Annotated in this window: 21 protein-coding genes; 5 read left to right on the plus strand and 16 right to left on the minus strand. The window is 62.9% G+C overall.

What is annotated here, in order from left to right:
• Positions 1-46: 46 nt before the first annotated feature.
• From QMK47_RS26000 to QMK47_RS26035, 8 genes are all read right to left on the minus strand, one after another.
• Positions 47-745 (minus strand): PspA/IM30 family protein, encoded by a 699-nt coding sequence (locus QMK47_RS26000; protein WP_003205987.1) that lies wholly within the window; start codon positions 743-745, stop codon positions 47-49.
• Between the two features lie 22 nt (positions 746-767).
• Positions 768-1349, minus strand: coding sequence for a YjfI family protein (locus tag QMK47_RS26005; RefSeq protein WP_214512530.1), 582 nt, complete (start codon positions 1347-1349; stop codon positions 768-770).
• A gap of 376 nt (positions 1350-1725) precedes the next feature.
• Positions 1726-2559, minus strand: coding sequence for a YfaP family protein (locus QMK47_RS26010; RefSeq protein ID WP_320389518.1), 834 nt, complete (start codon positions 2557-2559; stop codon positions 1726-1728).
• 3 nt (positions 2560-2562) lie between these two features.
• Positions 2563-4182, minus strand: coding sequence for a DUF2300 domain-containing protein (locus QMK47_RS26015; protein ID WP_320389519.1), 1620 nt, complete (start codon positions 4180-4182; stop codon positions 2563-2565).
• A gap of 1 nt (position 4183) precedes the next feature.
• Complete coding sequence (locus tag QMK47_RS26020; protein WP_320390555.1) at positions 4184-8752, minus strand: alpha-2-macroglobulin; 4569 nt, start codon at positions 8750-8752, stop codon at positions 4184-4186.
• Complete coding sequence (locus QMK47_RS26025; protein WP_214512533.1) at positions 8749-9408, minus strand: DUF1175 domain-containing protein; 660 nt, start codon at positions 9406-9408, stop codon at positions 8749-8751. Before QMK47_RS26025 ends, QMK47_RS26020 begins: the two co-directional genes overlap by 4 nt.
• Positions 9393-11102 (minus strand): DUF2138 domain-containing protein, encoded by a 1710-nt coding sequence (locus QMK47_RS26030; RefSeq protein WP_320389520.1) that lies wholly within the window; start codon positions 11100-11102, stop codon positions 9393-9395. The genes QMK47_RS26025 and QMK47_RS26030 overlap by 16 nt, the downstream gene beginning before the upstream one ends.
• A gap of 35 nt (positions 11103-11137) precedes the next feature.
• Positions 11138-11926 carry a YfaP family protein gene (locus tag QMK47_RS26035; protein ID WP_214512535.1) on the minus strand — a complete coding sequence of 263 codons (789 nt, stop codon included), beginning with the start codon at positions 11924-11926 and terminating at the stop codon, positions 11138-11140.
• A gap of 269 nt (positions 11927-12195) precedes the next feature.
• On the opposite strand from QMK47_RS26035, the gene QMK47_RS26040 reads away from it, so the two are divergent.
• The 5 genes from QMK47_RS26040 (at position 12196) to QMK47_RS26060 (ending at position 18724) form a co-directional block, all read left to right on the plus strand.
• The gene (locus QMK47_RS26040) at positions 12196-13332 is read left to right on the plus strand and encodes a Fic family protein (protein WP_320389521.1); all 1137 of its coding nucleotides are present in this window, start codon (positions 12196-12198) and stop codon (positions 13330-13332) included.
• A 221-nt stretch (positions 13333-13553) separates the two neighbouring features.
• Positions 13554-13796 (plus strand): exodeoxyribonuclease VII small subunit, encoded by a 243-nt coding sequence (locus QMK47_RS26045; protein WP_003185917.1) that lies wholly within the window; start codon positions 13554-13556, stop codon positions 13794-13796.
• Positions 13793-14680: a (2E,6E)-farnesyl diphosphate synthase gene (gene ispA / locus QMK47_RS26050; protein ID WP_214512537.1), complete on the plus strand. Its 888-nt coding sequence runs from the start codon at positions 13793-13795 to the stop codon at positions 14678-14680. The genes QMK47_RS26045 and ispA overlap by 4 nt, the downstream gene beginning before the upstream one ends.
• A gap of 115 nt (positions 14681-14795) precedes the next feature.
• Positions 14796-16694: a 1-deoxy-D-xylulose-5-phosphate synthase gene (gene dxs, locus QMK47_RS26055; protein WP_258689491.1), complete on the plus strand. Its 1899-nt coding sequence runs from the start codon at positions 14796-14798 to the stop codon at positions 16692-16694.
• 149 nt (positions 16695-16843) lie between these two features.
• Positions 16844-18724 carry a TonB-dependent receptor domain-containing protein gene (locus QMK47_RS26060; RefSeq protein ID WP_320389522.1) on the plus strand — a complete coding sequence of 627 codons (1881 nt, stop codon included), beginning with the start codon at positions 16844-16846 and terminating at the stop codon, positions 18722-18724.
• Between the two features lie 138 nt (positions 18725-18862).
• Here QMK47_RS26060 and QMK47_RS26065 read toward each other — a convergent pair whose 3' ends face one another.
• The 8 genes from QMK47_RS26065 to ribE form a co-directional block, all read right to left on the minus strand.
• Positions 18863-19648: a cobalamin-binding protein gene (locus QMK47_RS26065; protein WP_258689494.1), complete on the minus strand. Its 786-nt coding sequence runs from the start codon at positions 19646-19648 to the stop codon at positions 18863-18865.
• The gene (locus tag QMK47_RS26070) at positions 19648-20067 is read right to left on the minus strand and encodes an MFS transporter (RefSeq protein WP_258689496.1); all 420 of its coding nucleotides are present in this window, start codon (positions 20065-20067) and stop codon (positions 19648-19650) included. The genes QMK47_RS26065 and QMK47_RS26070 overlap by 1 nt, the downstream gene beginning before the upstream one ends.
• The gene (ribA, locus tag QMK47_RS26075; protein WP_030140454.1) at positions 20064-20681 is read right to left on the minus strand and encodes a GTP cyclohydrolase II; all 618 of its coding nucleotides are present in this window, start codon (positions 20679-20681) and stop codon (positions 20064-20066) included. Before ribA ends, QMK47_RS26070 begins: the two co-directional genes overlap by 4 nt.
• A gap of 109 nt (positions 20682-20790) precedes the next feature.
• Positions 20791-21549, minus strand: a complete 759-nt coding sequence (locus QMK47_RS26080; protein ID WP_253469793.1) for a substrate-binding periplasmic protein — start codon at positions 21547-21549, stop codon at positions 20791-20793.
• An 11-nt stretch (positions 21550-21560) separates the two neighbouring features.
• The gene (locus QMK47_RS26085) at positions 21561-22064 is read right to left on the minus strand and encodes a phosphatidylglycerophosphatase A (protein WP_003206020.1); all 504 of its coding nucleotides are present in this window, start codon (positions 22062-22064) and stop codon (positions 21561-21563) included.
• Positions 22061-23026 carry a thiamine-phosphate kinase gene (gene thiL, locus QMK47_RS26090; RefSeq protein WP_253469795.1) on the minus strand — a complete coding sequence of 322 codons (966 nt, stop codon included), beginning with the start codon at positions 23024-23026 and terminating at the stop codon, positions 22061-22063. The genes QMK47_RS26085 and thiL overlap by 4 nt, the downstream gene beginning before the upstream one ends.
• A 21-nt stretch (positions 23027-23047) precedes the next feature.
• Complete coding sequence (gene nusB / locus QMK47_RS26095) at positions 23048-23548, minus strand: transcription antitermination factor NusB (RefSeq protein WP_003185935.1); 501 nt, start codon at positions 23546-23548, stop codon at positions 23048-23050.
• The gene (gene ribE / locus QMK47_RS26100; RefSeq protein WP_003206025.1) at positions 23545-24021 is read right to left on the minus strand and encodes a 6,7-dimethyl-8-ribityllumazine synthase; all 477 of its coding nucleotides are present in this window, start codon (positions 24019-24021) and stop codon (positions 23545-23547) included. The genes nusB and ribE overlap by 4 nt, the downstream gene beginning before the upstream one ends.
• Positions 24022-24234: the final 213 nt, after the last annotated feature.

Consider the following 24234-nt stretch of genomic DNA (forward strand, 5'->3'; position numbering starts at 1 on the left):
GAGCAAGCTCCCTCGCCACGGGTTCACTCAGGACAACGTGTACCGATCACTCAGCCGATTTTTTCTTCAAGCGTTCCAGGATCGCATTGGCGCTGCCTTCGTTCGGCGTGATGCCGGCGTCGCGCAGCTTGCGCTCCAGGTCGGAGCCGGTCGAAGCCTCGGCCAGTTCGTCCTGGGCTTGCAGCTCAGCGGCACGTTGCTGTTGCTTGGCTTGCAGGCGGTTGAGCGTACCGACGGCGGTTTCCAGCTTGCCATTGGCGCCGCCGCTGGCGATCGAAGCACTGACCTGGGCCTTCTGCACGCTTTCGCGGGCCTTGGCCATGTCCACTTGCTGACGCAGGCTCTTGATCCGGCTTTCGGCCTTGGTGATGTCTTTGCGCATGTTGTCCGCGTAACCGCCGAATTCGGTCGCGTGCTTCTGCTCGGCGTCCAGTTCGTTGGTCAGGGTCGAAATGGCTTCGGCCACTTCCAGCGCCAGGTCTTCGCGGTTGGCCTGGATCGCGGCCAGGGCCTTGGCTTCCAGGTCCTTGATCTTGGCGTTGTATTCGCCGACGCGATCAGTCGCCAGCTTGTGTTTGGCCATGATGGTGACCAGCTCACGCTTGGCGTTGGCCAGCGCGCTGTCGGCATCACGGATTTCCTGGTCGAGGATGCGCAGGGCCTGTTGGTCGACGATCGATTCACCGACTTCGCTGGCACCGCCACGCAGTGCGGTGAACAATTTGCTCCAGATGGACTGAGTCATTGGATAGTTCCTGTTCGGTGAATTAATTGAAGAAGCGTTCGAAGGCTTCGCTGGCGCGCTGGACGTTGTCGACGAGGGTTTTGACCTCGGTCACGACGTTGGTCAGGCTGGAGTCGGAGCTCAACGCACCGAACATGTTGTAGACGACCTGTCCGTTGGGCATGGTCTCGATGCCGATGGACGACAGCGGGAACATTTCCCGGCTGCGCAGCACGGCGTCATTGAATGCCGCGACATCGTTGATCGACTCGACGTCCACCAGAACGGTATCGACGATGATCTGGTCGCCCACCACTGCGATGTAGATCGGCAGGCCACCAAAATCATTCATTTCCAGCTTGATGCTGGACTCGGAACCTTGGACGAGAGAAAGAGTGATGTCGTTCGCGACCACGTCGTCCAGGGCCTGAAGGGCGCTGTAGAGGCGATCGATGTTCCAGTTATTACCTGCGCTCATGTAATCCTCCGACATGAATGAGCCAGCCAGAATCGGTTGGCGTAGCTGTTTCTCCATTTGCTTGAGCAGGCTTCGGTTTTCGGGAAGCACCCAAGTCTCGTGTTTCACATACCCGGCGGCACTCAGGCCCGCGCGCATCTGCTTCATGTAGAAGCTCGACGGTTTTTTCGCGGAGGGTTTGGCGCGCTCTCCCGTGCGGCTCGCTGAATCGGTTACAGACCCGTCTGGCGGATCTGATGGAGAGCTGGTTGACATGGTACTGACCCCACTGTGAAAAACTCACGCGTGAGAAACACTACAGGTACTTTCCAAACCTCACAATAGCTCACGCGTGAGATTTTTTTAGCAACTGATCCCCCCCTGTGGGAGCGAGCTTGCTCGCGATAGCAGTACATCAGTTTGCAGAGATGTTGGACTGACCGACGCCATCGCGAGCAAGCTCGCTCCCACAGGTCATTCCAGGCTGACCGCTCTTTGTGGCGAGGGAGCAAGCTCCCTCGCCACAGGGTCCACAGCATCCGGTCTACGGATAGCTAAAGCTTTTAACCAACGTCAGCTCGCCCACCGCCCGCATCGGCACCACGAAGGTTTCCATCTTCTCGTTCGGCGTGCCTTCTTCGGTGATTACGGTGACTTGTGCGGTGGTCAGGGCTTGTTGCGCTTGTTCTCCACCGCCCTCGCCCTCTTCGTCGCCCTCCTCACTGCGATAACCGCCGCCGTAGTAGTTCACATACACCAGGTACTGGCCTTTGATCGGCGCGGGCATGGCGAAGATTTCCGGGCCGTAGCCGGTGGTGACGTCGACGTCGAGGGCGGCGCCGTTGGCAGCGGTGCGGTCGCCGTACCAGATGTGGGCGCCGTCCGGGGTGAGCAGGTGCAGGTCCAGGTCGGTGCCGTCGCTGTCCCAGGTCAACAGGACCCGCAGCTTGGCCGGTGTGGCGCCGCCGCTGGTGTTGAGAAATTGCGTACGGTGGCGCTGCTGGCCATCGGCACTGCGCACTTCAACGCTGTTGCTGCCATTGGGGAACGAGAACGGCCGGTCGAAGCGACCTTCCTCATCCAGCTTCAGCGGCAGGCTGACGCCGTTGACGATGAGTTGGCCCGGCGCGTTGCTGTCCTTGGGTGCGCTTTTGATCTGCCCAGTAATGCGCGCGGTGTTGGCCTGGCCTGGGGGCGTGTTGACCGACGAAGCCGGGTAGTTGACGGTCTGGCTGAAACTTTCGCCTTCACCGCCCGGCGCACCGCTGCGCCAGCCGCCAATCGGAGTGTCGAGCTTGACAGTGTCGGCGGCCATGGCCGAGGGCAACGCGGTCAGGGCGCAGAGCAACAGCAAGACCTGTGGATAACGGAGTGTCATGGTCTATTCCAGCAAGAGGTGACGGGCAAGCCCTTCGATATAGGTTTCGTCCTGGCCGTTGGGATGAGCTTCGAAGGCCAGGTGCAGATATTCATGTGTCAGGTCGAGACGATCCTGCAGCGACAGCACGCCGCGCACGTAGATGCGCTGGCGCTCGCGGTCGACATAAGGCCGGCCGAAGGCGACGCGGCAGACGGCGAAAGCGCTGATTTCGTTGTAGCCCACTTCACTTTCCAACCGCTCACGCCAGCCCCGGCGCTGCTTCAGCAGCCAGTCCTGGGCGGCAGGCAGCGCTTCGCAGGATGCCACCGGGTTGTCCCAGCGGCTGAGGCTGGCACGTGGGTAGGCGTGCAGCAGAATGGCGTCGTAGCGTTGGCCGGCGCTGGCTTGCTCCACCGCTTGTGCCCAGGACAGTTTGTCCGGCCCAGACTGGTCGGAGTGGTAGGTGACATCGGTGCCGGCCAGGACCAGGTCGCTGGTCCAGGCGGCAATGGCGCGGGTTTCGGGCGCCGCCGGGCGTGGCGCGACACGCTGGCGATGGCTGCTGTCGTCGATGCTCAGGCAATCGCCGTTACGCTGGGCGTTCTGCAGCAAATAGGTGCGGATCGCCACGGCCAGGGCCTTGGCGGCTTCGGCAGGCTCGGCCTTGGCTTCGCGCTGCAAGACCCGGGCGACGTATTCCTCCCGGTCCAGACGCGCCACCAGCTTGCCGGGCATCAGGAACAGCTCGCCATCGCTGTGGATGTCCAATTGATTGCCGTTGCTGAATTCGACGCGGTAATCGCCGCGCAGTTGGCCCGGCGAGGCCGGACGGTCACCGGACATCACCCGTTGCAACGGATAGCGGGCAAACAGGCCGACTTCCACGCAACGCCCGGTTTCCGTCGGCCAGCGCACTGGCAATGCCGCCGCCAACCCTTCGCCGTAGACCTTCAGGACCTGCTGGCTGGTGCCGCGGCCACCGGCCCACACCGGGGTGCCATCGGCCAGCCAACCGGCGAAACCGCCCTGTCGCGATGAAGGCCCCTGGTCACCCAGCCAGCTCCAGGTCTTGACCCGCAGGCGACTGCCCAATTCGCCGACCAGCCGCCCGTCGGCCGCGCTAAGTGCCACATCCAGCAGCACCCGGCGGGCCTGCTCCTGGGCCGGTAGCGTGGCCAGGGCCTTGAGCAACTGCGCGACGGGCACTTGCGTCTGGGGTTGCAAGGTCGGCAGATCCAACAACCATGCCGGCGCCTGACGGGCCTGCCAGTAATCACGCCAGTTCGAAGCCGACAACCCGAGCCGCTGCGGCTCGAAATACAAGCCGCAGGATTTCACCAGGGCCTGGTCACGACCGATGCTCTGCCCGGCGTTGCAGCAATAGACTTCTTCCTTCGACTCGCCGCGGCACTCATAGACCGGTTCGCGAGCGTCGGTGTCCACCAGCCAGGCGTAGACAAACAGCTTCCACAGACTGCCCAGTGGCGCCTGCAAAGTGTCGGGCAATGGTTGGCGATCCAGCACCTGGGTCTGGCTCACGCGCAGCAATTGACCGTCGAAGGCCAGGCGCAACGGCTCGTCCTGCGCTGTTGCCAGCGCAGGGATCAAGCACAACAACCACCCAACCCACAGCCTGCGCATGTCAGTTGACCGTGATCTGACCGAGCGCCGGTTTCTGTTCCCGCGCCTGATGTTGCGGCGCGTAGACCTGGGTGAAGCGCACCGGTGGCAAGCTGAACTGGCCTTTCTGGGAGAAACGCACCAAGTGCCGCAGGCGCAGCTCGCCACTGAGGGCATCCACCGGCACCGCATACGCCATCTGGCCGGGCTCGAAGCGGGCTTTTTCCAGGGACGTCGGTTCGCTGTCGGCCTTGCCCATCAACTGGATACCCCAGGTGGTGCGCTCCACATCGGCACCCGGCGGCAGCGGCACTTCGAGCATGCCGTAGCGCAGTGGCGTCGGCGCCTTGCTGTTGATGATCACTTCATCCAGGTAGAGGCTGTCGCTGGACAACGGTTTGTTGCCCACAGCTTCGAGCTTGAAGGTGAAGGCCTCGTCGCCCGGCACCAGACGCGACAAGCGCCGGGTGATGGACACGGCCATCGGCGCTACCGGCGGTTGCTGGCTCTGGAAGCTCAGTGCCGCTTGCAACGGACGCTCCTGGGCGCCGGTCAGGGTCAGCATCGTTGGAAGCTGAGCGCCCTGCCACTGCCAGTAGGTTTCACCGGTCGCGCCCTGCTTGGCTACCCAGCCTTCGCCCGGTGCCAGGGCCACGGCCGGTGCCGCCTGTTCAATGCTGCGCTGCAACCAGGTCAGGGCCAGGGCCCGTTCCAAGGTGGACTGCTGCGGCAACACGCGCTCCAGCAATGCAGTGGCGCGGGCCTGATCGAAGCTCTGCAACGACAACACCAGGGCTTCGACGAACGGCTGCGAGCTGAGCTCCAGTTGCTGTTGCGCCGCATCGGCTTGACGGCTGAAGGCCGCCGGCAACGGTACCTTGGCCTGTTTTGCCAGGGACGCGGTCAGGACACGGGCACTGGCCAAGCCAAGGGCCGAGTCCGGGGCGTTCATGACCAGGCTGTCTTCGCCACTGTCCAGCACACTCTCGGTACTGTCTTCACTGGCCTTGGCCAGGTCATCCATCAGACCGCTGAGCAAGGTGTTCACCGGCAATTGCATCTGCTTGGCGAACGACAGGATCAGCGCACGCTGCAGCAGCGGCGTATCGCCGGCCTGCTTGGCGTAGACCTCCAGCACCCGTTGCCAGTGTTCCGGCGGCAGGCTCAGGTCCAGGGCCTTGCTGGCGTGCCAGTCGGCGTAATAGGCATAGGCGGTGAGGAATGCATCCGGTTCACCGTCCTGGCCCCACCAGGTGAAGCTCGCCGAGGGGCCGGCCATCTGCACCAGGCGCAAGCGACTGTTTTGCATGATCAACCGCAAGCGGTCGCGGATCTGCGGATTCGACGCCAGGGTCGGATAGGCAATGCTCAACGGCAACAGACGGCTGGCGGTCTGCTCGACGCCACCGTATGGGTAGCTCAGCAGGTCATCCAGGGCCGAACGGAACAACGCTTGCGGACTGTCATCCAGGTGCAGGCGAATATCGCTGGCGTCGGCCGGCAGGGTCAGCGGGGTGTCGCCGCTTGCCACATCGAGGCGCTGGCTCTGGGTGACTTGCCAGCCATTGCCGCTGGCGTTCAAGCGCATGGCCAGGGCGTCCTGGGTTTCGCCGTTCAATTGCAACTGCACGTTCAAGTCGCCACTGCTCAGCTCCAGGGCCGGCAGCGCCACGTAGTTGATGCCGTTTTTCAGGTCCACCACCATGCGCTGTTCAGCGCCGGCGTAGCGGATCAGCAGTTCGGCCTTCAGTGGTTTTTCAGACTGGCTGAACGCGAACAGGCCCAGTTGCGGCTTGTCGCCCGTGCGGAAACGGGTCGGGCCGCTCCATTTCAGGTACAGCGGTTTTTCCGAGGCGATGAACTGCTTTTTCTGGCCCACTTGGCCGTCGTCGGCAATGGCCTTGACCGTGATGCGCCAGCGAGTCAGGGAGTCCGGCATCTTGAAGGTGAACCGGGCCTTGCCGTTGGCGTCGGTGACCAGCTCCGGTTGCCATGCAGCGGTGTCGACGTCTTCACGACGTGGCCGCTCCAGCACCTTGACCCCGCGTTCGCTGCGGTTGGCCTTGCCCGGCGCGCCAGGGCTGCCTGGCAGCGCCACGTCGTAGCTGATGAACGACAGGCTGGCACTGGTGCGCACATTGTTGCGACGCGGGTGATAGAAGAACTGATCGATGGTCGGCGCCACTTCCGGTTGCAGGGCGTAGACCATTTCGTCCACCACGCTGACCGTCAGGTGCGCCGGGATCGCCTTGCCGGCGAACTGGGTGCTCAGGTCCACGGTCACCGTGTCGCCCGGGCGGTAGGTGGCTTTGTCGGTGACGACGGCAACGTCGATCTGCGGCGTGACCACCTTGATGCCGGCGTTCTGGAAGCTGTACTGGCCGCCCTTGGTGTACAGCACCGAGAAGGTCAGGTTGGGCGCAAAGTTATCCTTCACGGCAATGCGCGCGCGGTATTGGGTGTCGCTGAGTTTTTCCATCTTCAGCCAGTCGCCGCCCTTGGACAGCAGCGCCGTGGCCTCGACCTTGTCCCGCTCAAGCGACAGCAGCGCATCGCTGACCGGCTCCGGGAAGGTGATCAGCGCCAGCGCTTCGTCACCGGTCTTGTATTCAGGCTTGTCGAAGACGATCTCGACCGTGCCCGGCACGGCCTTGATGCCTTCACCGGTCACTGCATGGGCGGCGGCGCCAATGACCCGGCCGTGGTCGTCCTTGAGCGTCAGGTTGTAGGTGCCAGGGCGGTCGAAGGTCAGACTGAAGCCCTTGTCCTTGGCCGCCAGCTTGCCTTCGCCAGTGCTCTGGTCTTCCAGGCGCACCCAGGCATAGCTGCCTGGCGTCACGGCTTTGGCTTGTTCGTTGCCGCCTTCGTTGGCGTAGCTGAACGACACCTTCTGGCCGACGGCGCTGAACCGCTGGGGAGCGCTCAGGCGGAAATTCGCCGCGCCACGGTCGATGAGGATTTCCTTGGTGGTCTTGACCCGATACGCCGCGCCATCGCTGGCGAACACGGTGAGCGTGTAGCGGCTCGGTTTGTCGGCGGCCGGCAGGTCGAGGGTCGCGTTGCCCTTGGCATCGGTGGTCACTTCGCTGCTGGTCAGCTCGACCGGGAATTGCCCCAGGTATTGCAGCTCGTTATCGACCATCGACAGTTGCTGGGCGCGCAGACTCAGGCTCACCGTGGCATTCACCACAGGTTTGCCGTCCGGGTACAGCAGCACGAGGTTGCCCTTGACCGGCTCGCCGGTGCGGTAGTCCTGCTTGGCCAGGTTCAGGGCGATCTCGAAGTGCGGCTTGATGTATTCGGCTACACGAAAGGCGCTGCTGTAGAGCTGGTCCTTATAGCTGAAGCGCAGTTCATAGCCGCCGGCCACGGCGTTTTCCGGCAGTTGGAAGCGGCCTTGGGTGCCGGCCTTGGAATCGAGTTTCAGGGCCAGGGTTTGCAGCTCGGTGCCGGTGGCGTCCAGCACGCTGACATTGACGTCGGCGGCGCTCGGTTGCACCGAATCACGGGCGTTCTTGAACTCACGACCAACGATTTTCAGCGATACCCAATCCCCTGGCCGGTACAGCGGCCGGTCGGTGAAGGCATAGAGCTTGGTGTCGTAGATTTCGCTGTCGTAGTAGAAGTTTTCCGAGACGAATACCCCGCCCTCCTCGTCTTCACCAATGACGAACGAACGCTCCGGGCTGACGTGCTTGAGGCGCAGCAAACCATCTTCATCGGTGGCACCGCTGCTCATCACGCCCAGGCCGTCGGTCCACAGTACGTTGACCTTGGGCACCGAACGCCCTTCATGCTTGCGTGCGGCCCAGACCAGCAACTCATCACCGGCAATCTTGCTCACTGCCACGGTGTTGGAGACGAAGACCATGGTGGTTGCGCGGTATTTGCCGATCAGCGCTTCCACCAGGTACAGGCCTGGCTTCAACTGGCCCAGCGGCACGTAGACGTTGCCCGGCGCGACGTTGACGAACTCGCTCGACGAGCCGGCCAGGTTGACGCCCGCAGGCGGCTGGATCGGCTTGGCTTCCCAGAGCGGATAACGGAACTGGCTGACCACCGGCAAGCCCGGGATCAAGGCGAACTGTGGCGGTGCGTCGTACGGGGTCGGCGCGACCAGGGCGTCACCGATCTTCAGCTCCGGCACTTCTTCGGTAACTTGTTGGCGCGATTCGTAGGAAAACGCCCGTTGCATCACTCGACGAGACTTGCGGTACCAGTTGTCCCACAGGTACGCGAGGGTGTTCGACAGGCCTTCGCCCTTGAACTGGCCGTCGCTGACCACGCGGTGCAGGTTCTTCTGGCGCTTGAGGAATTCCAGCGGCTTGTCGATGCGATAGACGCGGATATCGGCGCCGCCGTAGGGCTCCATGCGGAACCGGCGGTAGTCGCGGCCCGGCGCTTCGAGGCGAACCATGGCCTGCTCGTCGCTGGCAAAGCTGCTATCGGCCAGCAGGAAGAAACTTTCACCGGACACCGGCGTGTAGCCGCTGGGCTCCACCGTGTCTTCGGCGTTCACGACAGGTGCCAGTAACAAGGCAAACAGCAGGGGCAATTTTGAACACAAGCGCAGCATGCGGGCACCGGTCATTGGGAGAGAAAGTTGAGTCGATAGACGCCGATGAAGTTGGGGTTGGCTGCGTCGGGTATCCATCGGGTGTCCTTCCAGTTCATGAGTTGTTGCAGGCTTGCGGAGCGCATGCCGTTGTCGGTAGGGGTTGTGGTGCCGGTGTGATAGGCGATGTAGCGGCCCATCCAGATCATCAGGTGCTGGTCGTCGCCCTGATCGAAGAACATCAGGTCGCCGGGACGGGCCTGGGCCACATCGCGGCCCACCAGGTGACTGTTGAACTGGATCAGCTTGATGGCGTTGACGTAGGGCCCGAGCTTGCCGCCGCCCTGCTGCCATTGCTGGGCGAGGCGCCGTTGCGCATCGCTCAGTGGCAGTTCCGGCGGCAGGTAGCGATTGGACAGGCCATTGCTGCGCAGCCATTTTTCATCGTGGACCTTCAGCGCTTCATTGGCGGCAAAGCGCACCAGCCCGGCACAGTCCTGCTGATACCAGCGCGGGCTCGGGCCTTTGGTCAGCTGTTCCTGGGCGATGCGCACGAACCAGGCGCGAAAGACCTGGGATTGCTGCACGTCCAACGCCGGCGCCTCGACGGCAAGCGCAGGCCCGCCGAGCAGCAACGCCAGCAGCAGCGTCAACGCGGGGTTGCGGATCAGTGCTGTCACAGCGCTTTCCATTCCAGCGGCAGCCATTGCCAGTGGCCATCCGGCTCGCTGCCTTCAGGCAACGTCAGGGCGTATTTGCCGTAGCCGCCGAGGGTGCGCAGTTTCGGGATCAGGTAGGTTTGCGCGGCGTTGTAGAACACCGGTTCCATGTCCTGGGGCAAGCTGTCGAGGGTTTCGCGCTGCATCAGTTGCGCCATGGAGTCCGGGCCGAAGTAGACCGGCATCAGCAGGTCCTTGGGCACCACGTCGGCCATGGGCGGGAAGCGTTTGTCGAGGGTGCCGAGGGCCTTGTCCACGAGTTTGTCATCGAGGGAGAACAGCAAGGTCGAACCGTGGCGCGCCAGGCTGACCCGCAGGAAGGCCTTGCCGGTAATCGCGTCAGGCTGTTCCGCTTCCTTGGCCAGGTAGGGACCGAAATTGGAGCTGACCTGACGCAGCCACTGATGCGTCGGGCCTTGCTGCTTCTCGACCACCGGGAATGCATGTTCGGCGACGTTGTTTTCATAGGAGCCGACCATCGAACCGAACAGGTTGCCCAGGTCGGCGTCGAGCTTGCCGTCGTCTTCATTCAGGCTCGCCACCAACAGCGGCGTGTACAGCCGCGAATCGGCGTACCAGCACAGGCCTGCTGCGCCGGCCACATGGTCAACCATGGCCTGGGCGGCTTTTTCGTCGGCGCCGAGTTTTACCAGCAACGGTTTCTGCTGCTCGGAGGCCAGGGGCAAGGCCACGCAGGCACTGGCGCCCATGGGCATGGCTTGCCAGATTGGCTTGAAGTCGAAGTCCCGCTGGTTTTCCAGCTCGTCCATCGCCAGGAAGCTGTGCCAGCCCTTGTCGTCCATGTCGAAACGCAAGCCGGCGAAGTTCGGGATGAAACGCTGGTAGCCCATGGCGAGCACGCTGGCGTTGACCGAGATGCGTTGCTTGACCTCCGGCGCCTTGGGCGGCAGGCCGAAGGCTTCGGGGAACAGTTTGTCGCCGTTGAGCAAGGCGGCCAGGGCGGTCGTCGAAACGCTGCCCGGCTCAACCGCGGAGCCGCTGGCCGGGTCATACAGCTTGGTCGGGTTGGACAGCACCACCAGCTTGTCGCCATGGGAGGCGAAGACCAGGGATTTGCTGGCGTTGTAGCTGAGCTGGTAGAGCGCGACGTCGTCACCGCCCACCTTCAGGTCGCTGAGCTTGCTCAACTGAGTATCGTCCAGGGCGACTTTCGCCAACGGCTCCAGGACCTTGGCCAGGCCACCGCGGTCCATCACCAACAGGAAGTCCTTGAGGCGACCGTCCGCACCGCGCCACAGCGCGACATCGGCCGGCTGGTCGAAAAGTTCTTCGATCAGGCTGTCCTGCAGCTTGAGGTCGTGCTCGTAGATAATCCGGCGCAGGCTGCCGATCAGCCCGAGACGGTCGGCATGAGCCTCATAATAGAAGACGAAGTCCTCGGTGAGCGTGGCCTTGAGAAACGGTACCGCCAACAGGTCCTTGGGCAACTGGCTCAGGGAATGGGCCTCGAGCAAGCCGTCGGGACGGCTCAAGCCGAGTTTCTCCAGCGCCAACTCCATGGGTGGCGCCTTGGGCTTGTTCATGAACCAGCCCAGCCCGGCGGCCACACCGGTTACCAGGCACAGCCCGATCAGTATCGCCGGCCAGCGGCGCACAGGTTTGGCGACAGGTGTCGGCGTGGTCGGGGAAGCAGTGTTGTCGCTCATATTCACAAGGGCCTGTTCATCCGAGGAGCGGATACTTAGTAATTGAAAGTCTTGACCAGCAACAGATCGCCAATGGCGCGCAGGGGCACGACAAAGGTCTCGCGTTTTTCATTGACGGTGTTTTCGTTGAGCACCAGGTTGATCTGCGAGGTGATCACCTCGTTCTGGTTGCTGGATTCGTCGAAGTTGTAGCCGCCGTCGCCGTAGTTGCCCCAGTAGTTCACATAGACCAGGTAGGTGCCGTGCATCGGCGCAGTCATGGTGAACATTTCAGGGCCGGGGCCATCGACGCCATCCGGGTCGAGACCGCCACCGTTGCTCAGCGCCGGCTGGCCGAAGAACGCATGTTGGCCGTCGGGTGTGACGATATGCAGATCGAGTTCGGCATTGGGGTCGTCCCAGCCCAGCACCACGCGGATCTGCGCCGGGGTGCGCAGATTGTTGGCTTCATAGAATTGCACGCGCTTGAGGGACTGGCCTTCGGAGCTGCGCACCTCGACGCTGTTGGAACCGGCGCCGAACGCATACGGCCGGGCGAAACGCCCCTCGTCGTCGGTATAGAGGTTCAGTGGATTGCCGTTGACCGCCAGGCTATGGGGCTGGCGAGCCGTGCCCATATCCTTGATCCGGCCCTCGATCATCGTGCGGTTGCGCTGCACGCCCCGGTCGATGGGCGGGGTGGGATAGGCGACCTGCGGGTTTTCGGTGCGATCGAGCAAGCCGCTGTAGCGCCAGCCGCCCACCGGCTCCGACATCTCGGCAGAAGGCTGCGCCCACGCCAACGGCGCGCCGAGCAACACGATCAATAAAGAAAGAAAACGCACGTATGCCTCCTGCCATGCACGACGCAACCCGGCGCCAATCCTCAGCGCTGCTTGTCATTATTCGGGCTTCGTCTGAAGGCCCCGTCGCAAGGGGGCCGTAGATGGCGCGAAGAGTATCGATTTGACGGTTTTTTCACAATCGGGGAACGCGCGATTCTGTGTGGGAAATCACGTACTGAGGGGGGCGTGAGCCGAATAGAGGGTTTATTCGGCTCACCAGATGAGCCGAATAGCGCTATTATTCGGCTCATTCATCTTTGGACAGGCGCATGACCCCCTATTGGATTTGGCAACGGCCCGACTGGCCTGACTTCCGCTGGCAAGCTGAAGCATTGGCGCCCCTGTTACGCGAATGCGTGCAGACCCAAGGTCAATTGCTTGGCATGACGGGCGCGGTCACGGCTTCGCTCAGTGCCCAGAGCGAACTGGATGCCTTGCTGCAAAACATCGTGACCTCTTCGGCTATCGAAGGAGAACAATTGAATGTCGGCTCGGTGCGCTCGTCCCTCGCTCGCCGCCTGGGCCTCGAGCACGTCGACGACACGCCGGCCAGCCAACGCAGCGAAGGCTTGGCTAACCTGTTGCTGGACGCGACCCGGCACTTCACCCAGCCCCTGACGGTCGAACGCTTGCTGGAATGGCACGAGTGGTTGTTTCCTGATCAAACAAGCGACCTTGCCTATCGACAGATCCGCGTAGGCGCGCTGCGCGGTGACGAACCGATGCAAGTGGTTTCGGGCAGGCTGGACCGACCTATCGTTCACTTCGAGGCACCGCCTCGCCAGGGCCTTGAGCAGCAATTGCAAACGTTCGTCGACTGGTTCGAAGCCAGTCGCCATCAGGCCAGCCTCGATCCGCTACTGCGTGCCGGCGTTGCTCATTTCTGGTTTGTTACCCTGCATCCATTCGACGATGGCAATGGTCGCCTGACCCGCACCTTGACCGATTTGGCATTGGCCCAGGGTGAGGCTCAGGCGATCCGTTTCTACGCCATGTCCGTGAGCATCCTGGACGACCGCAGCGGTTATTACCGAATCCTGGAAAACAGCCAGAAAGGCACGCTGGATATCACCGACTGGCTGACTTGGTTCCTGCAGACACTGTTGCGCAGCCTGCATAAAGCGATGACACAGATCGAAAGCGTACTGGGCAAGACCCGGTTCTGGCAGGCCCATCGCGCTTCGGCACTCACGCCTGAACAGACCAAAGTGCTGAACCGGTTGCTCGATGGCGGCGAAAAAGGCTTCGGGCAGGGGATCAGCGCCGCTCAATATCAAGCCGTGGCCAAGGTCTCCAAGGCGACAGCAACGCGACACCTGGCGGAACTGCTGGAGAAAGGTTGTCTGGAGCGGATGCCCGGCGGCGGGCGCAGTACCCGTTACCGAATCAACTATCCAGCCAACTGAATACCCGGTAAGCCGATGGGATACCTTGTGGCGAGGGAGCCTGCTCCCGCTGGACTGCGAAGCAGGCCCCAAGCATTTGCGACCGCTGCGCTCGAGCGGGAGCAAGCTCCCTCGCCACAAAAGCAATGGATCATGGCAGGCGTTTACCCCGTCCTGATTTGCCCCAATACCCCATGTCTGCTAGTGTCGCGCCGGTTTAACAGTCAACCGGAATAGCCGCCATGGCCCGCAAAAAAGCTGCACTGGATTTCGAACAATCTCTGGCCGACCTGCAAACGCTGGTCGAACGGCTGGAGAACGGCGAATTGTCGCTGGAAGACTCGCTGACCGCCTTCGAGCAGGGTATCGGCTTGACTCGCGACTGCCAGGCGGCGCTGGCCCAGGCCGAGCAGAAGGTGCAATTGCTGCTCGAGCGTGACGGTGAGCTGACCGAAGAACCTTTCGACGCGGAACAGCCTGAATGATCGGCGCCTATCAGGCCAGCAGCCAGGCCCGGGTCAATGCTGCATTGGATAGCTTGTTCAGCGCCCCGAGCCCGGAACTGGCACGGCTGTACGAAGCGATGCGCTATAGCGTGATGAACGGCGGCAAGCGTGTTCGGCCGCTATTGGCCTACGCCGCGTGCGAAGCCTTGGGCGGCCAGGCCGAGCAGGCCAACGGCGCTGCCTGTGCGGTGGAGTTGATCCACGCGTATTCGCTGGTGCACGACGATTTGCCGGCCATGGACGACGACGACCTGCGTCGCGGCCAGCCCACTACTCACAAGCAATTCGACGAAGCCTGCGCGATCCTGGCCGGCGACGGTTTGCAGAGCCTGGCCTTCACCGCCCTGCTGGATCCGGCCCTGAGCGATTGCCCGGCACAGGTTCGCCTGGACATGGTCAGCGCCCTGGCGCTGGCGGCAGGCCCTGCGGGGATGGTCGGCGGCCAGGCCATCGATTTGGGCTCAGTGGGCCTGAAGCTGGACCAGAGTGCCCTGGAATACATGCACCGGCACAAGACCGGCGCCTTGATCGAGGCCAGCGTCCGGCTCGGCGCCCTGGCCAGCGGCCGGGCCACGCCCGCCCAGTTGCAAGCCTTGCAGACCTACGCCCGAGCCATCGGCCTGGCGTTCCAGGTGCAGGACGACATCCTCGACGTCGAAAGCGATACCCAAACCCTGGGCAAACGCCAGGGTGCCGACATCGCGCGCGACAAGCCGACCTACCCGGCCCTGCTCGGCCTCGACGCCGCCAAAGCCTACGCCCTGGAGTTGCGCGACCAGGCCCTGGCCGCGCTGCGACCCTTTGACGCGGCGGCCGAGCCGTTGCGCGACTTGGCGCGATATATCGTCGAACGACGCAGCTGATACAGGGTCAACCCATTCATAAGTGCGTATCGGCCAAGTTCCGGCCAACGCGTGGGCAGCTTGCGATGCATAAGGTAAACTGCCGCCTCTTTCTATACCTATAACGATTCGCCTGATGCCCACGACGTTTCAAGAGATTCCCCGCAAGCGCCCGACCACGCCCCTGCTGGACCGCGCCAACACGCCGGACGGCCTGCGTCGCCTGGGTGAAGCCGAGCTGGAAACCCTGGCCGATGAGTTGCGCCTGGAGCTGCTCTACACGGTCGGCCAGACCGGTGGGCACTTCGGCGCGGGCCTGGGCGTCATCGAGCTGACGATCGCGTTGCATTACGTGTTCGACACCCCGGACGACCGGCTGGTGTGGGACGTCGGGCACCAGGCCTACCCGCACAAGATCCTCACCGGTCGTCGCGAGCGCATGGGCACGCTGCGTCAGAAGGACGGTATCGCCGCCTTCCCGCGCCGCTCCGAGAGCGAATACGACACCTTTGGCGTCGGTCACTCCAGCACCTCCATCAGCGCCGCCCTGGGCATGGCGATTGCCGCTCGCCTGCAAAACAGCGAGCGCAAGGCCATTGCCGTGATCGGCGACGGCGCACTGACCGCGGGCATGGCCTTCGAGGCGCTGAATCACGCGCCGGAAGTCGACGCCAACATGCTGGTGATCCTCAACGACAACGACATGTCGATCTCGCGCAACGTTGGCGGTTTGTCCAACTACCTGGCGAAGATCCTCTCCAGCCGCACCTACGCCAGCATGCGCGAAGGCAGCAAGAAAGTGCTGTCGCGCCTGCCCGGCGCCTGGGAAATCGCCCGCCGTACCGAAGAATACGCCAAGGGCATGCTGGTCCCCGGCACGCTGTTCGAGGAACTGGGCTGGAACTACATCGGCCCCATCGACGGCCATGACCTGCCCACGCTGATCGCCACCCTGCGCAACATGCGCGACCTCAAGGGCCCGCAGTTCCTGCACGTGGTCACCAAGAAAGGCAAAGGCTTCGCCCCGGCGGAAGTCGACCCGATCGGCTACCACGCCATCACCAAGCTCGAACCCCTGGACGCTCCGGCGGCCGCGCCGAAAAAGGCCGGCGGACCGAAGTACTCCGGCGTCTTCGGCCAATGGCTGTGCGACATGGCCGCCGCCGACCCACGCCTGGTGGGCATCACCCCGGCGATGAAGGAAGGCTCGGACCTGGTGGCCTTCAGCGAACGCTACCCGCAACGCTATTTCGACGTGGCGATTGCCGAGCAGCACGCCGTGACCCTCGCCGCCGGCATGGCCTGTGAAGGCGCCAAGCCGGTGGTGGCGATCTATTCGACGTTCCTGCAACGGGCCTACGACCAATTGATTCATGACGTCGCCGTACAGAACCTCGACGTGCTATTTGCCATCGACCGCGCCGGCCTGGTGGGCGAAGACGGCCCGACCCACGCCGGCAGCTTCGACCTGTCGTTCCTGCGCTGCATCCCCGGCATGCTGGTGATGACCCCGAGCGATGAAAACGAGCTGCGCAAGATGCTCACCACCGGCCACCTGTTCAATGGCCCGGCGGCAGTGCGCTACCCACGTGGCACCGGCCCGAACGCGACGATCTCGACCGACCTCGAGCCGATCGAGATCGGCAAGGGTGTGATCCGCCGCCAGGGCAAGCAAACCGCCCTGCTGGTGTTCGGCGTGCAACTGGCCGAAGCCCTGAAAGTCGCCGAGACCCTGGACGCCACCGTGGTGGACATGCGCTTCGTCAAACCCCTGGACGAAGCCCTGGTGCGCGAGATGGCCGGCAGCCATGACCTGCTGGTAACGATCGAGGAAAACGCCATCATGGGCGGCGCCGGCGCGGCGGTCAGCGAATTCCTGGCGCGGGAGAACATCCTCAAGTCCGTGCTGCACCTGGGCTTGCCGGACCTCTATGTCGAACACGCCAAGCCGGCGCAGATGCTGGCCGAATGTGGGTTGGATGAGGTGGGGATCGAAGCGGCGGTGCGCCAGCGGCTGCAACTGCTGGGCCTGTAATTTTCAGACCACACAGTTCCCCTGTGGGAGCGAGCCTGCTCGCGATAGCGGTAGACCAGTCGATATCTACACTGACTGACACACCGCTATCGCGAGCAAGCTCGCTCCCACATTGGTTTTTGTGTGGACCCAGTCATCACGGAACACCCATGAAACTGCGCCTAGCCCTCACCCTCTCCCTGCTCCCCACCCCCGACCTGCTGGCTGACACCTTCGAGCGCGACCAGGCCCTGAAGTTGCCCGACATCGTGATCAGCGCCAACCGCCAGGTCGAAGCCCGCAATGACAGCAGTGCCGCCAATACCGTATTCACCCGCGACGACATCGAGCGCTTGCAACCGGCCAGTGTCACCGACTTGCTCAGCCGGGTGCCAGGCGTGCAAGTGGCGCCGCTGGGTGGGCGTGGCAGCCTGCCGGGGATTTACATTCGCGGCACCAAATCGGCCCAGAGCCTGGTACTGGTGGACGGTCAGCGCATCGGCAACGCCACCTCCGGCGACAGCAACCTACAACGCCTGAACATCAACCAGATCGAGCGCGTGGAAGTGCTGCGCGGTTCGCGTTCGGTGATCTACGGTGCCGATGCGGTGGGTGGGGTGATTCAGATTTTCACCCGCCGCGGCAACGAGCAAGGCCTGCAACCGCGCCTGCATGTGGGGGTCGGCAACCATAAGACCTGGGAACGCAGCCTGGGCCTGTCCGGCGGCGACGACCAGACCCATTTCAACCTCGGCGCCAGCCTCGACGAGAGCGCCGCAAACAATCGGACCCGCGAGTCCTACGCCAGCGACCGCGACGACGACGCCAACCGCAACCAATCCTTCAGCCTGAGCCTGAGCCATGCGGTCAGCGATGACCTGGAAGTCGGCCTGAACCTGCTGGATAACCGCGGCAAAAGCGAATACGACAACCCGTTCGGCCGCTTCGACCCGACCACTTTCGAATCCCTGCCCCAGCAACCCTACAGTGAGTTTGCGGTGAGCAGCTTCAGCACCTATGTGGACGGGCGAATCAACGAGGCCTGGAAATCACGCCTGGAACTGGGCCACAGCGAGAACCGTGAAAAGACCTTCGACAAGCTCAGCGACGTCCGCGAAGTGTTCAACACCTACCGCGATTCCGTGACCTGGCAGAACGACGTGACGCTGAACGAGCGCAACAGCCTGATCGTCGGCGGTGACTGGTATCAGGACCGGGTCAACAGCAGCACGCCGTTCGACGAAGACAGCCGCTGGAACCGTGCCGCGTTCATCCAGCACCGCTTCCAGGCCGAAACCTTCTCCACCGAACTGGGCCTGCGTCGCGACCAGAACCAGCAATTCGGTGGCCAGAACAGCTGGAGCGGCACGCTCACCCTGCCGATCAACCCGGACAACGACGTATTGCTGACCTACAGCGAAAGCTTCCGCGCGCCGACCTTCAACGACCTGTACTACCCGGACTTCAGCAACCCCGACCTGAAACCCGAAACGGCCAAGAGCTACGAGCTGCAATGGCGCAGCCAGCTGAGCGACAGCGCCCGCCTGGAGACCTCGCTGTACCGAACGGACCTGGAAGACGCGATCATCTTTGGCAGCAACTCACGCCCGCAGAACGTCGCCTCGGCGCGGATCAACGGTTTTGAGATGGCCTACCTGCAGGATGTGTTCGGCTGGCAGGGCAACCTGGGCCTAGCCATCATCGACCCACGCGACCGCGACAGCGGCCACACCCTGGCCCGCCGCGCCCGGCGGACCTTGAGCCTGGACCTGGACCGCCAATTCGATCGCCTGGGCCTGGGCACCACCTGGCAAGCGGTGAGTGGCAGCTACGACGATGAAAACAACCGCAATGCCCTGGGTGGCTATGCCCTGCTCGGGCTGCGCGGCAGTTGGGCGTTGACCCGGGAGGTCAAGCTGGAGATGAAGGTGGATAACCTGCTGGACAAGAGTTACAGCCGGGCGTTGTATAGCCATGAGGGTCAGCAGTATGGGTATCGGGAAGAAGGTCGGGCGTGGTTGCTTGGGGTGACGTGGACCCCGGAACTCTGATCCAGAGCCAGCCGCGCCTGGGCTGGCCTCATCGCGAGCAAGCTCGCTCCCACAGTTGATCTTCAGTGGCCACAGGTTTTGTGTTCACAACACAATCCATGTGGGAGCGAGCTTGCTCGCGATGGCAGGCACCGCGGTCTATCTGTCTGGCGCAATCAACTCACACAACCGCGCCGTCGCCTCGATCATCTGCCCACTGGGCCGCTCCAGCCCTTTGTCATTGACCAGCAACAACCGCCCCTGCGCCACCGGCCAGGTTTTCCAGGCATCGAGCTGCGCCTGCTCCGTGGCCAGGATGACCTGAGGGTTGCGTTGCAGCACCGCTTCCACACTCACCTGCGGGGCTGGCACGCTCAGGTCGGCAAAGACGTTGCGGGCCCCGCACACCGCCAGCGCATCACTGATGATCTGCCCGCCCCCGACGGTGTACAGCGGCCGGTCCCAGACCTGGTAGAACACCGGCAACGGCGGGTCCCGTCGATAGCGCTGGCGTAAGGCCTCAAGACGCACACGCAACTGCGCCGCCCGGTGCACGCCCCGCTCCGGGCGGCCGAGCTGCAGGGCAATGTCTTCAATTTGCGCGATGAGTTGGTCGAGGCTGCGGGGCTCGGCGACATAAATGGGAATACCCAAGCCCTTGAGCTGCTCGCGCTGGGCCGGGCCGACACTGCCGGGCCAGAGCAGGAGCAGGTCGGGCTGGAGGCTGAGCAAGCGCTCCATGTCCAGTTGGCCGTATCGCCCTACGGAAGGCAGGTCTTTAAGGATTGGCGGACGATCGCCGCCATCCAGCACGCCCACCAAGAGGTCGGCGGAGCCCAGTTCAACGACGATTTCCGACAACGACGGCGCGAGGCTGACGACCCGCGAAGCCGCCATCGTCGAGGCGCTGACGGCCAGCAGCAAGACCGCCAGCCAGCGGTTCATCAGCCGAGTTGGCGCGGGATGCGGTACAGGTAGAACAACACGGCGGTCGACAAGGCCAGCAGCATCAACGGCACCGCTTCCAGGCCAACGAACACCGCAAGGGCACCGACCCAGGCCGGTAGCCCGGCCACCAGGAAGGCAGCCCGACGACGGGCCGCCAGGTCAATCCAGGCCTGAGGTTCTTCGGGCGTGTCGAGGGCTTTCTGGGTGGTGATCAAGGCTTTTTTATAAGGTCCGAAGAATCGCAGGCTGACAAACATCGACGCCACGCCGGCAATGAACAGCGGCATTGCCAGCACCGGCAGAATCGCTTCGCCCTGGCCGAACACCGCATTGATCACGAACAGTGGCAGCAAGGCCAGGGCCAGGTATTTCCACCAACTGACGGACAGCCGCCGCCGGACCTGACCGCGCGTCACGCCCGGTCAACCTCGCCTTGGTGCTCGTTACCCATCATGTGGTCGAGCTTGCTGGCCTTGGTCGCCAGGTAGAGTTTGTTGTGGGGGTTGTGGCCGGTGTGCAGCGGCACACGCTCAGCCACAACGATGCCCATGTCGGTCAAGGCCTTGACCTTGCGTGGGTTGTTGGTCATCAGCCGCAGGGACTTGATACCCAGGTGTTCGAGCATCGGCAAGCAAATGCTGTAGTCACGCAGGTCGGCGGCAAAGCCCAGGCGCTCGTTGGCCTCCACGGTATCGGCGCCGCCATCTTGCAGTTCATAGGCGCGGATCTTGTTCAGCAGGCCAATACCACGCCCTTCCTGACGCAGGTACAGCAACACACCACGGCCTTCACGGGCAATGGCCTGCAGCGCGGCCTCGAGTTGCGAACCGCAATCGCAGCGCTGGCTGAACAGGGCGTCGCCGGTCAGGCATTCGGAATGCAGGCGGCCCAGCACCGGCGCACCGTCGGCGAAATCACCCAGGCTCAGCACGACGTGCTCGCGGCCGGTGGCTTCATCGAGAAAACCATGCATGGTGAATTGCGCAAAGGGCGTTGGCAGCTTGGAAGCGGCAACAAAAACGACAGGCACCGGTGTGCTCCTGATCTAGTACTGGAGATTCGCAGAGGCGGGCATTGTAACAGCACGATCCGACCGACGCTTAGGCTGAATTATCGCTAGTGATCATCGATAAGATTGATCATGGCTTCGGTGGCTTGCCATTCTCGTCGAAAGGATAGGGTTGCTTCCAGCGTTCGAAAATCGGTTTCAACTCGCCGCTCTTCACCAGCACTTCCATGCGTCGGTCGAACAGCGCCCGCAACGTACGGCCGTTTTCGTTGTTGGCGAAACCCAGGTACAGCGGCAAATTGATCAGCGGCGAAAGCTTGAATTGCTTGGGATCGTCGGCCTTGGCGAGCACATCCTGGATTTCCATCAACGCATCGATATAAAAATCGGCACGATCATGGGCCAGCATCGGCAAGATACCCACGGCGCGGTGAATCTCATTGAAACGCCGGATGTTGGGCAGGTAGTTGTTGTATTCGTACCCGCGCATCCACACCAGTCGATAGTTGCCAATCGTCGCCAGCGTCGGTGAAGGCTTGGAGGCCAACCCCAGGGCATAGATATGATCGACGTCGTAGTGCCAATGCGGGTAAAGCAGCCCTTCGGTTTCATCGCGATAAGCGCCGACCTGTGCATCCATCTCCCCACGCTGCACCAACCCGATCGAGCGGGTGTAGGGCACGCTGCGGATCTCCAGCTTGACGCCTTCAGGCTCGAAGACCGCGCGCAAGATGTCCCAGCCCATGCCCCGGCCATCGGCCTGGGTGTAATCGGCCCACTCTTCGCTGGCCGCACGGATCTTGTCAGGCAGCGGCGTCGACTCGGCCACCCTTGTACCCACACAGGTTCCTAAACACAGCAACAGCAGTAGTGCGCGGCTTACGCCCATGCCTGACTCCCTCAGGTGAAACACCACACCAATCCTTGCATTGCCAACCAGGCGAAAACCCCGGCCAACACATCATCGAGCATGATACCGACACCTCCGTGTACGTGCCGGTCAATCCAGCGGATCGGCCACGGCTTGAGGATATCGAAGAAACGGAACACCAGGAAACCCGCCAGCAACCAATACCAGCCTTCCGGTACCAGCCACAAGGTGATCCACATGCCGACCATTTCGTCCCAGACGATGCCTTCATGATCGTGCACCCGAAGGTCGTCCGCCACTTTGCCACACAGCCAGAAGCCAAACAGCATGGTGATGCCCAGCATCAGCCAGTAGCCCCAGTCCGGCAACATCTGCCACAACGGTATGAAGGGTAGCGCAACCAGCGAGCCCCAGGTACCCGGGGCCTTGGGCAACGTACCCGAACCGAAGCCAAATGCCAGGAAATGCCAGGGATTGCGCCAGACCGAAGGCGGAACGAACTCTGCCGGGACCTGGTTGGGATGATCTGTCACGGTGTCTCCCGAAAATGTTGATAGCCCCGCACTGGCGGGGTGATGTCGTGCCCGACGCTGTCGACCAGCGTGACGCCTTGCCCGGCCAGTACGCTGCCGATCACGTGGATCGGCCAGCCGGCGGCTTGCAACGCCGACAATCGGCTCGGTGGCACGGCGAACAACAGCACGTAATCGTCACCGCCGCTCAGGGCGACCTGCTCGGCATCCGCCTGGCCAAGAAACGCTACCAGAGCATTGGACAACGGCAGTCGGTCCCGTTCAACCTGCAAGGCCACCCCGGACGCCAGGGCGATATGCCCGCAATCGGCCAGCAGGCCATCGGAAATATCCATCGCCGCGCTGGCCTTGCCCCGCAACGCCAGGCCCAGGTCGATCTGCGGACGTGGCGACCAATAATGGGCCAGCAACGGCTCGGCAATCGCAGGTTCGGCGCTGCGCTGGCCGAGCACCAGCGGCAACGCGCCGGCGGCATTACCCAATTCGCCGCCCACACACAGCAGGTCGCCGGGCCGCGCGCCGCTGCGGGTCAGGGCCTGGCCGGACGGTACGTGGCCAAACACCGTCATGGTCAGGCTCAGGGGCCCCCGTGTGGTGTCCCCCCCCACCAGCGCCACGCCACAGGCCTGGGCCATCTGGTTCAAACCGCGGGCATAGGCTTGCAGCCAATCGGCGGTCACCGTCGGCAAGGTCAGGGCAAGGGTAAAGGCGAAAGGCTTGGCGCCCATGGCGGCCAGGTCACTGACCGCCACGGCCAGCGAGCGCTGACCGAGCAGGAACGGCTCGCAAGGGTCTGGAAAATGCACACCGGCCACGAGCGTGTCGGTGGACACCGCCAGCTGTTCCCCGGGAGGAACGGCCAGCAGGGCGCAGTCGTCGCCGATCCCCAGTGCAACGCCCTCGCCGCCCTGCGCGCAAGGCGCGGCGGCGAAGTAGTCACGGATCAGCTCAAATTCACCCATCAAGTGTCGTTCAAACGCCAATCAGCGCTTGAACGCCTTCACTTCAGCTTCACGCAGACGTGGGGCGAGCTTGTCGAGCACACCGTTGACGAATTTGTGGCCATCGGTGGATCCGAAGACTTTCGCCAGCTCGATCCCTTCGTTGATCACCACGCGGTACGGTACGTCGACGCGCTTGAGCAGTTCCCAGGTGGACAGGCGCAACACCGCCAGCTCAACCGGATCCAGCTCTTCGATGGTCAGGTCCAGGCAAGGCGTGAGCGCGGTGTCGATTTCGGTCTTGAACTGCGGGACCCCGTGCAGGATCTCGCGGAAGTAAGCGCCATCGACATCACTGAAATCGTTGTCGACCCGAAACTGCGCTTCGATCTCGTTCAGCGATTGCTTGGCCATGTGCCATTGGTACAGTGCCTGGGTCGCGAGCTGACGGGCTTCGCGACGCTTGACGCTTTTCGATGGCTTGCCGGCATCCGCAGGCTTTGGATCGCGCGGGTTGAAACGATCGCTTTCGTCGCTAATCACTTGGCCTCCAACTGCGCCAGCAGGCTGACCATTTCCAGGGCGGACAGGGCAGCTTCGGCACCTTTGTTACCGGCCTTGGTGCCGGAACGTTCGATGGCTTGCTCGATGGAGTCAACGGTCAGTACGCCGAAAGCGACTGGCACGCCGAATTCCATGGACACCTGGGCCAGGCCCTTGGTGCATTCGCCGGCCACGTATTCGAAGTGCGGAGTACCGCCACGAATGACCGCGCCCAGGGCGATGATCGCCGCATATTCGCCCTTTTGAGCGACTTTCTGCGCAACCAGCGGAATTTCGAAGGCGCCAGGGGCACGGATGATGGTGATGTCGCTTTCGCTCACGCCATGGCGAACCAGGGCATCAACCGCACCGCCAACCAGGCTCTCGACCACGAAACTGTTGAAGCGGCCCACTACCAGAGCGTAGCGGCCTTTGGGGGCGATGAAGGTACCTTCGATGGTCTTCAGGGTCATTCGTCAGATCTCTTAAAGAGCCGGAGCGCGTTCTATAACGCGCTCCTCAGTGATATTAGCCACGAATACTGCACCGCAAATCCCGTCATGCTGTTCATTTCAAGCTTTTGTGGCGAGGACACTAACTCCCGCCGAACCACGTCGTAGGAGCTGTCGAGTGCAACGAGGCTGCGATCTTTCCCCAGACACTTGAGTCCCAAGCGAAAGATCAAA

This window comes from Pseudomonas sp. P9_35 (genome assembly GCF_034008205.1).
Taxonomy (GTDB): Bacteria; Pseudomonadota; Gammaproteobacteria; order Pseudomonadales; family Pseudomonadaceae; genus Aquipseudomonas; species Aquipseudomonas kilonensis.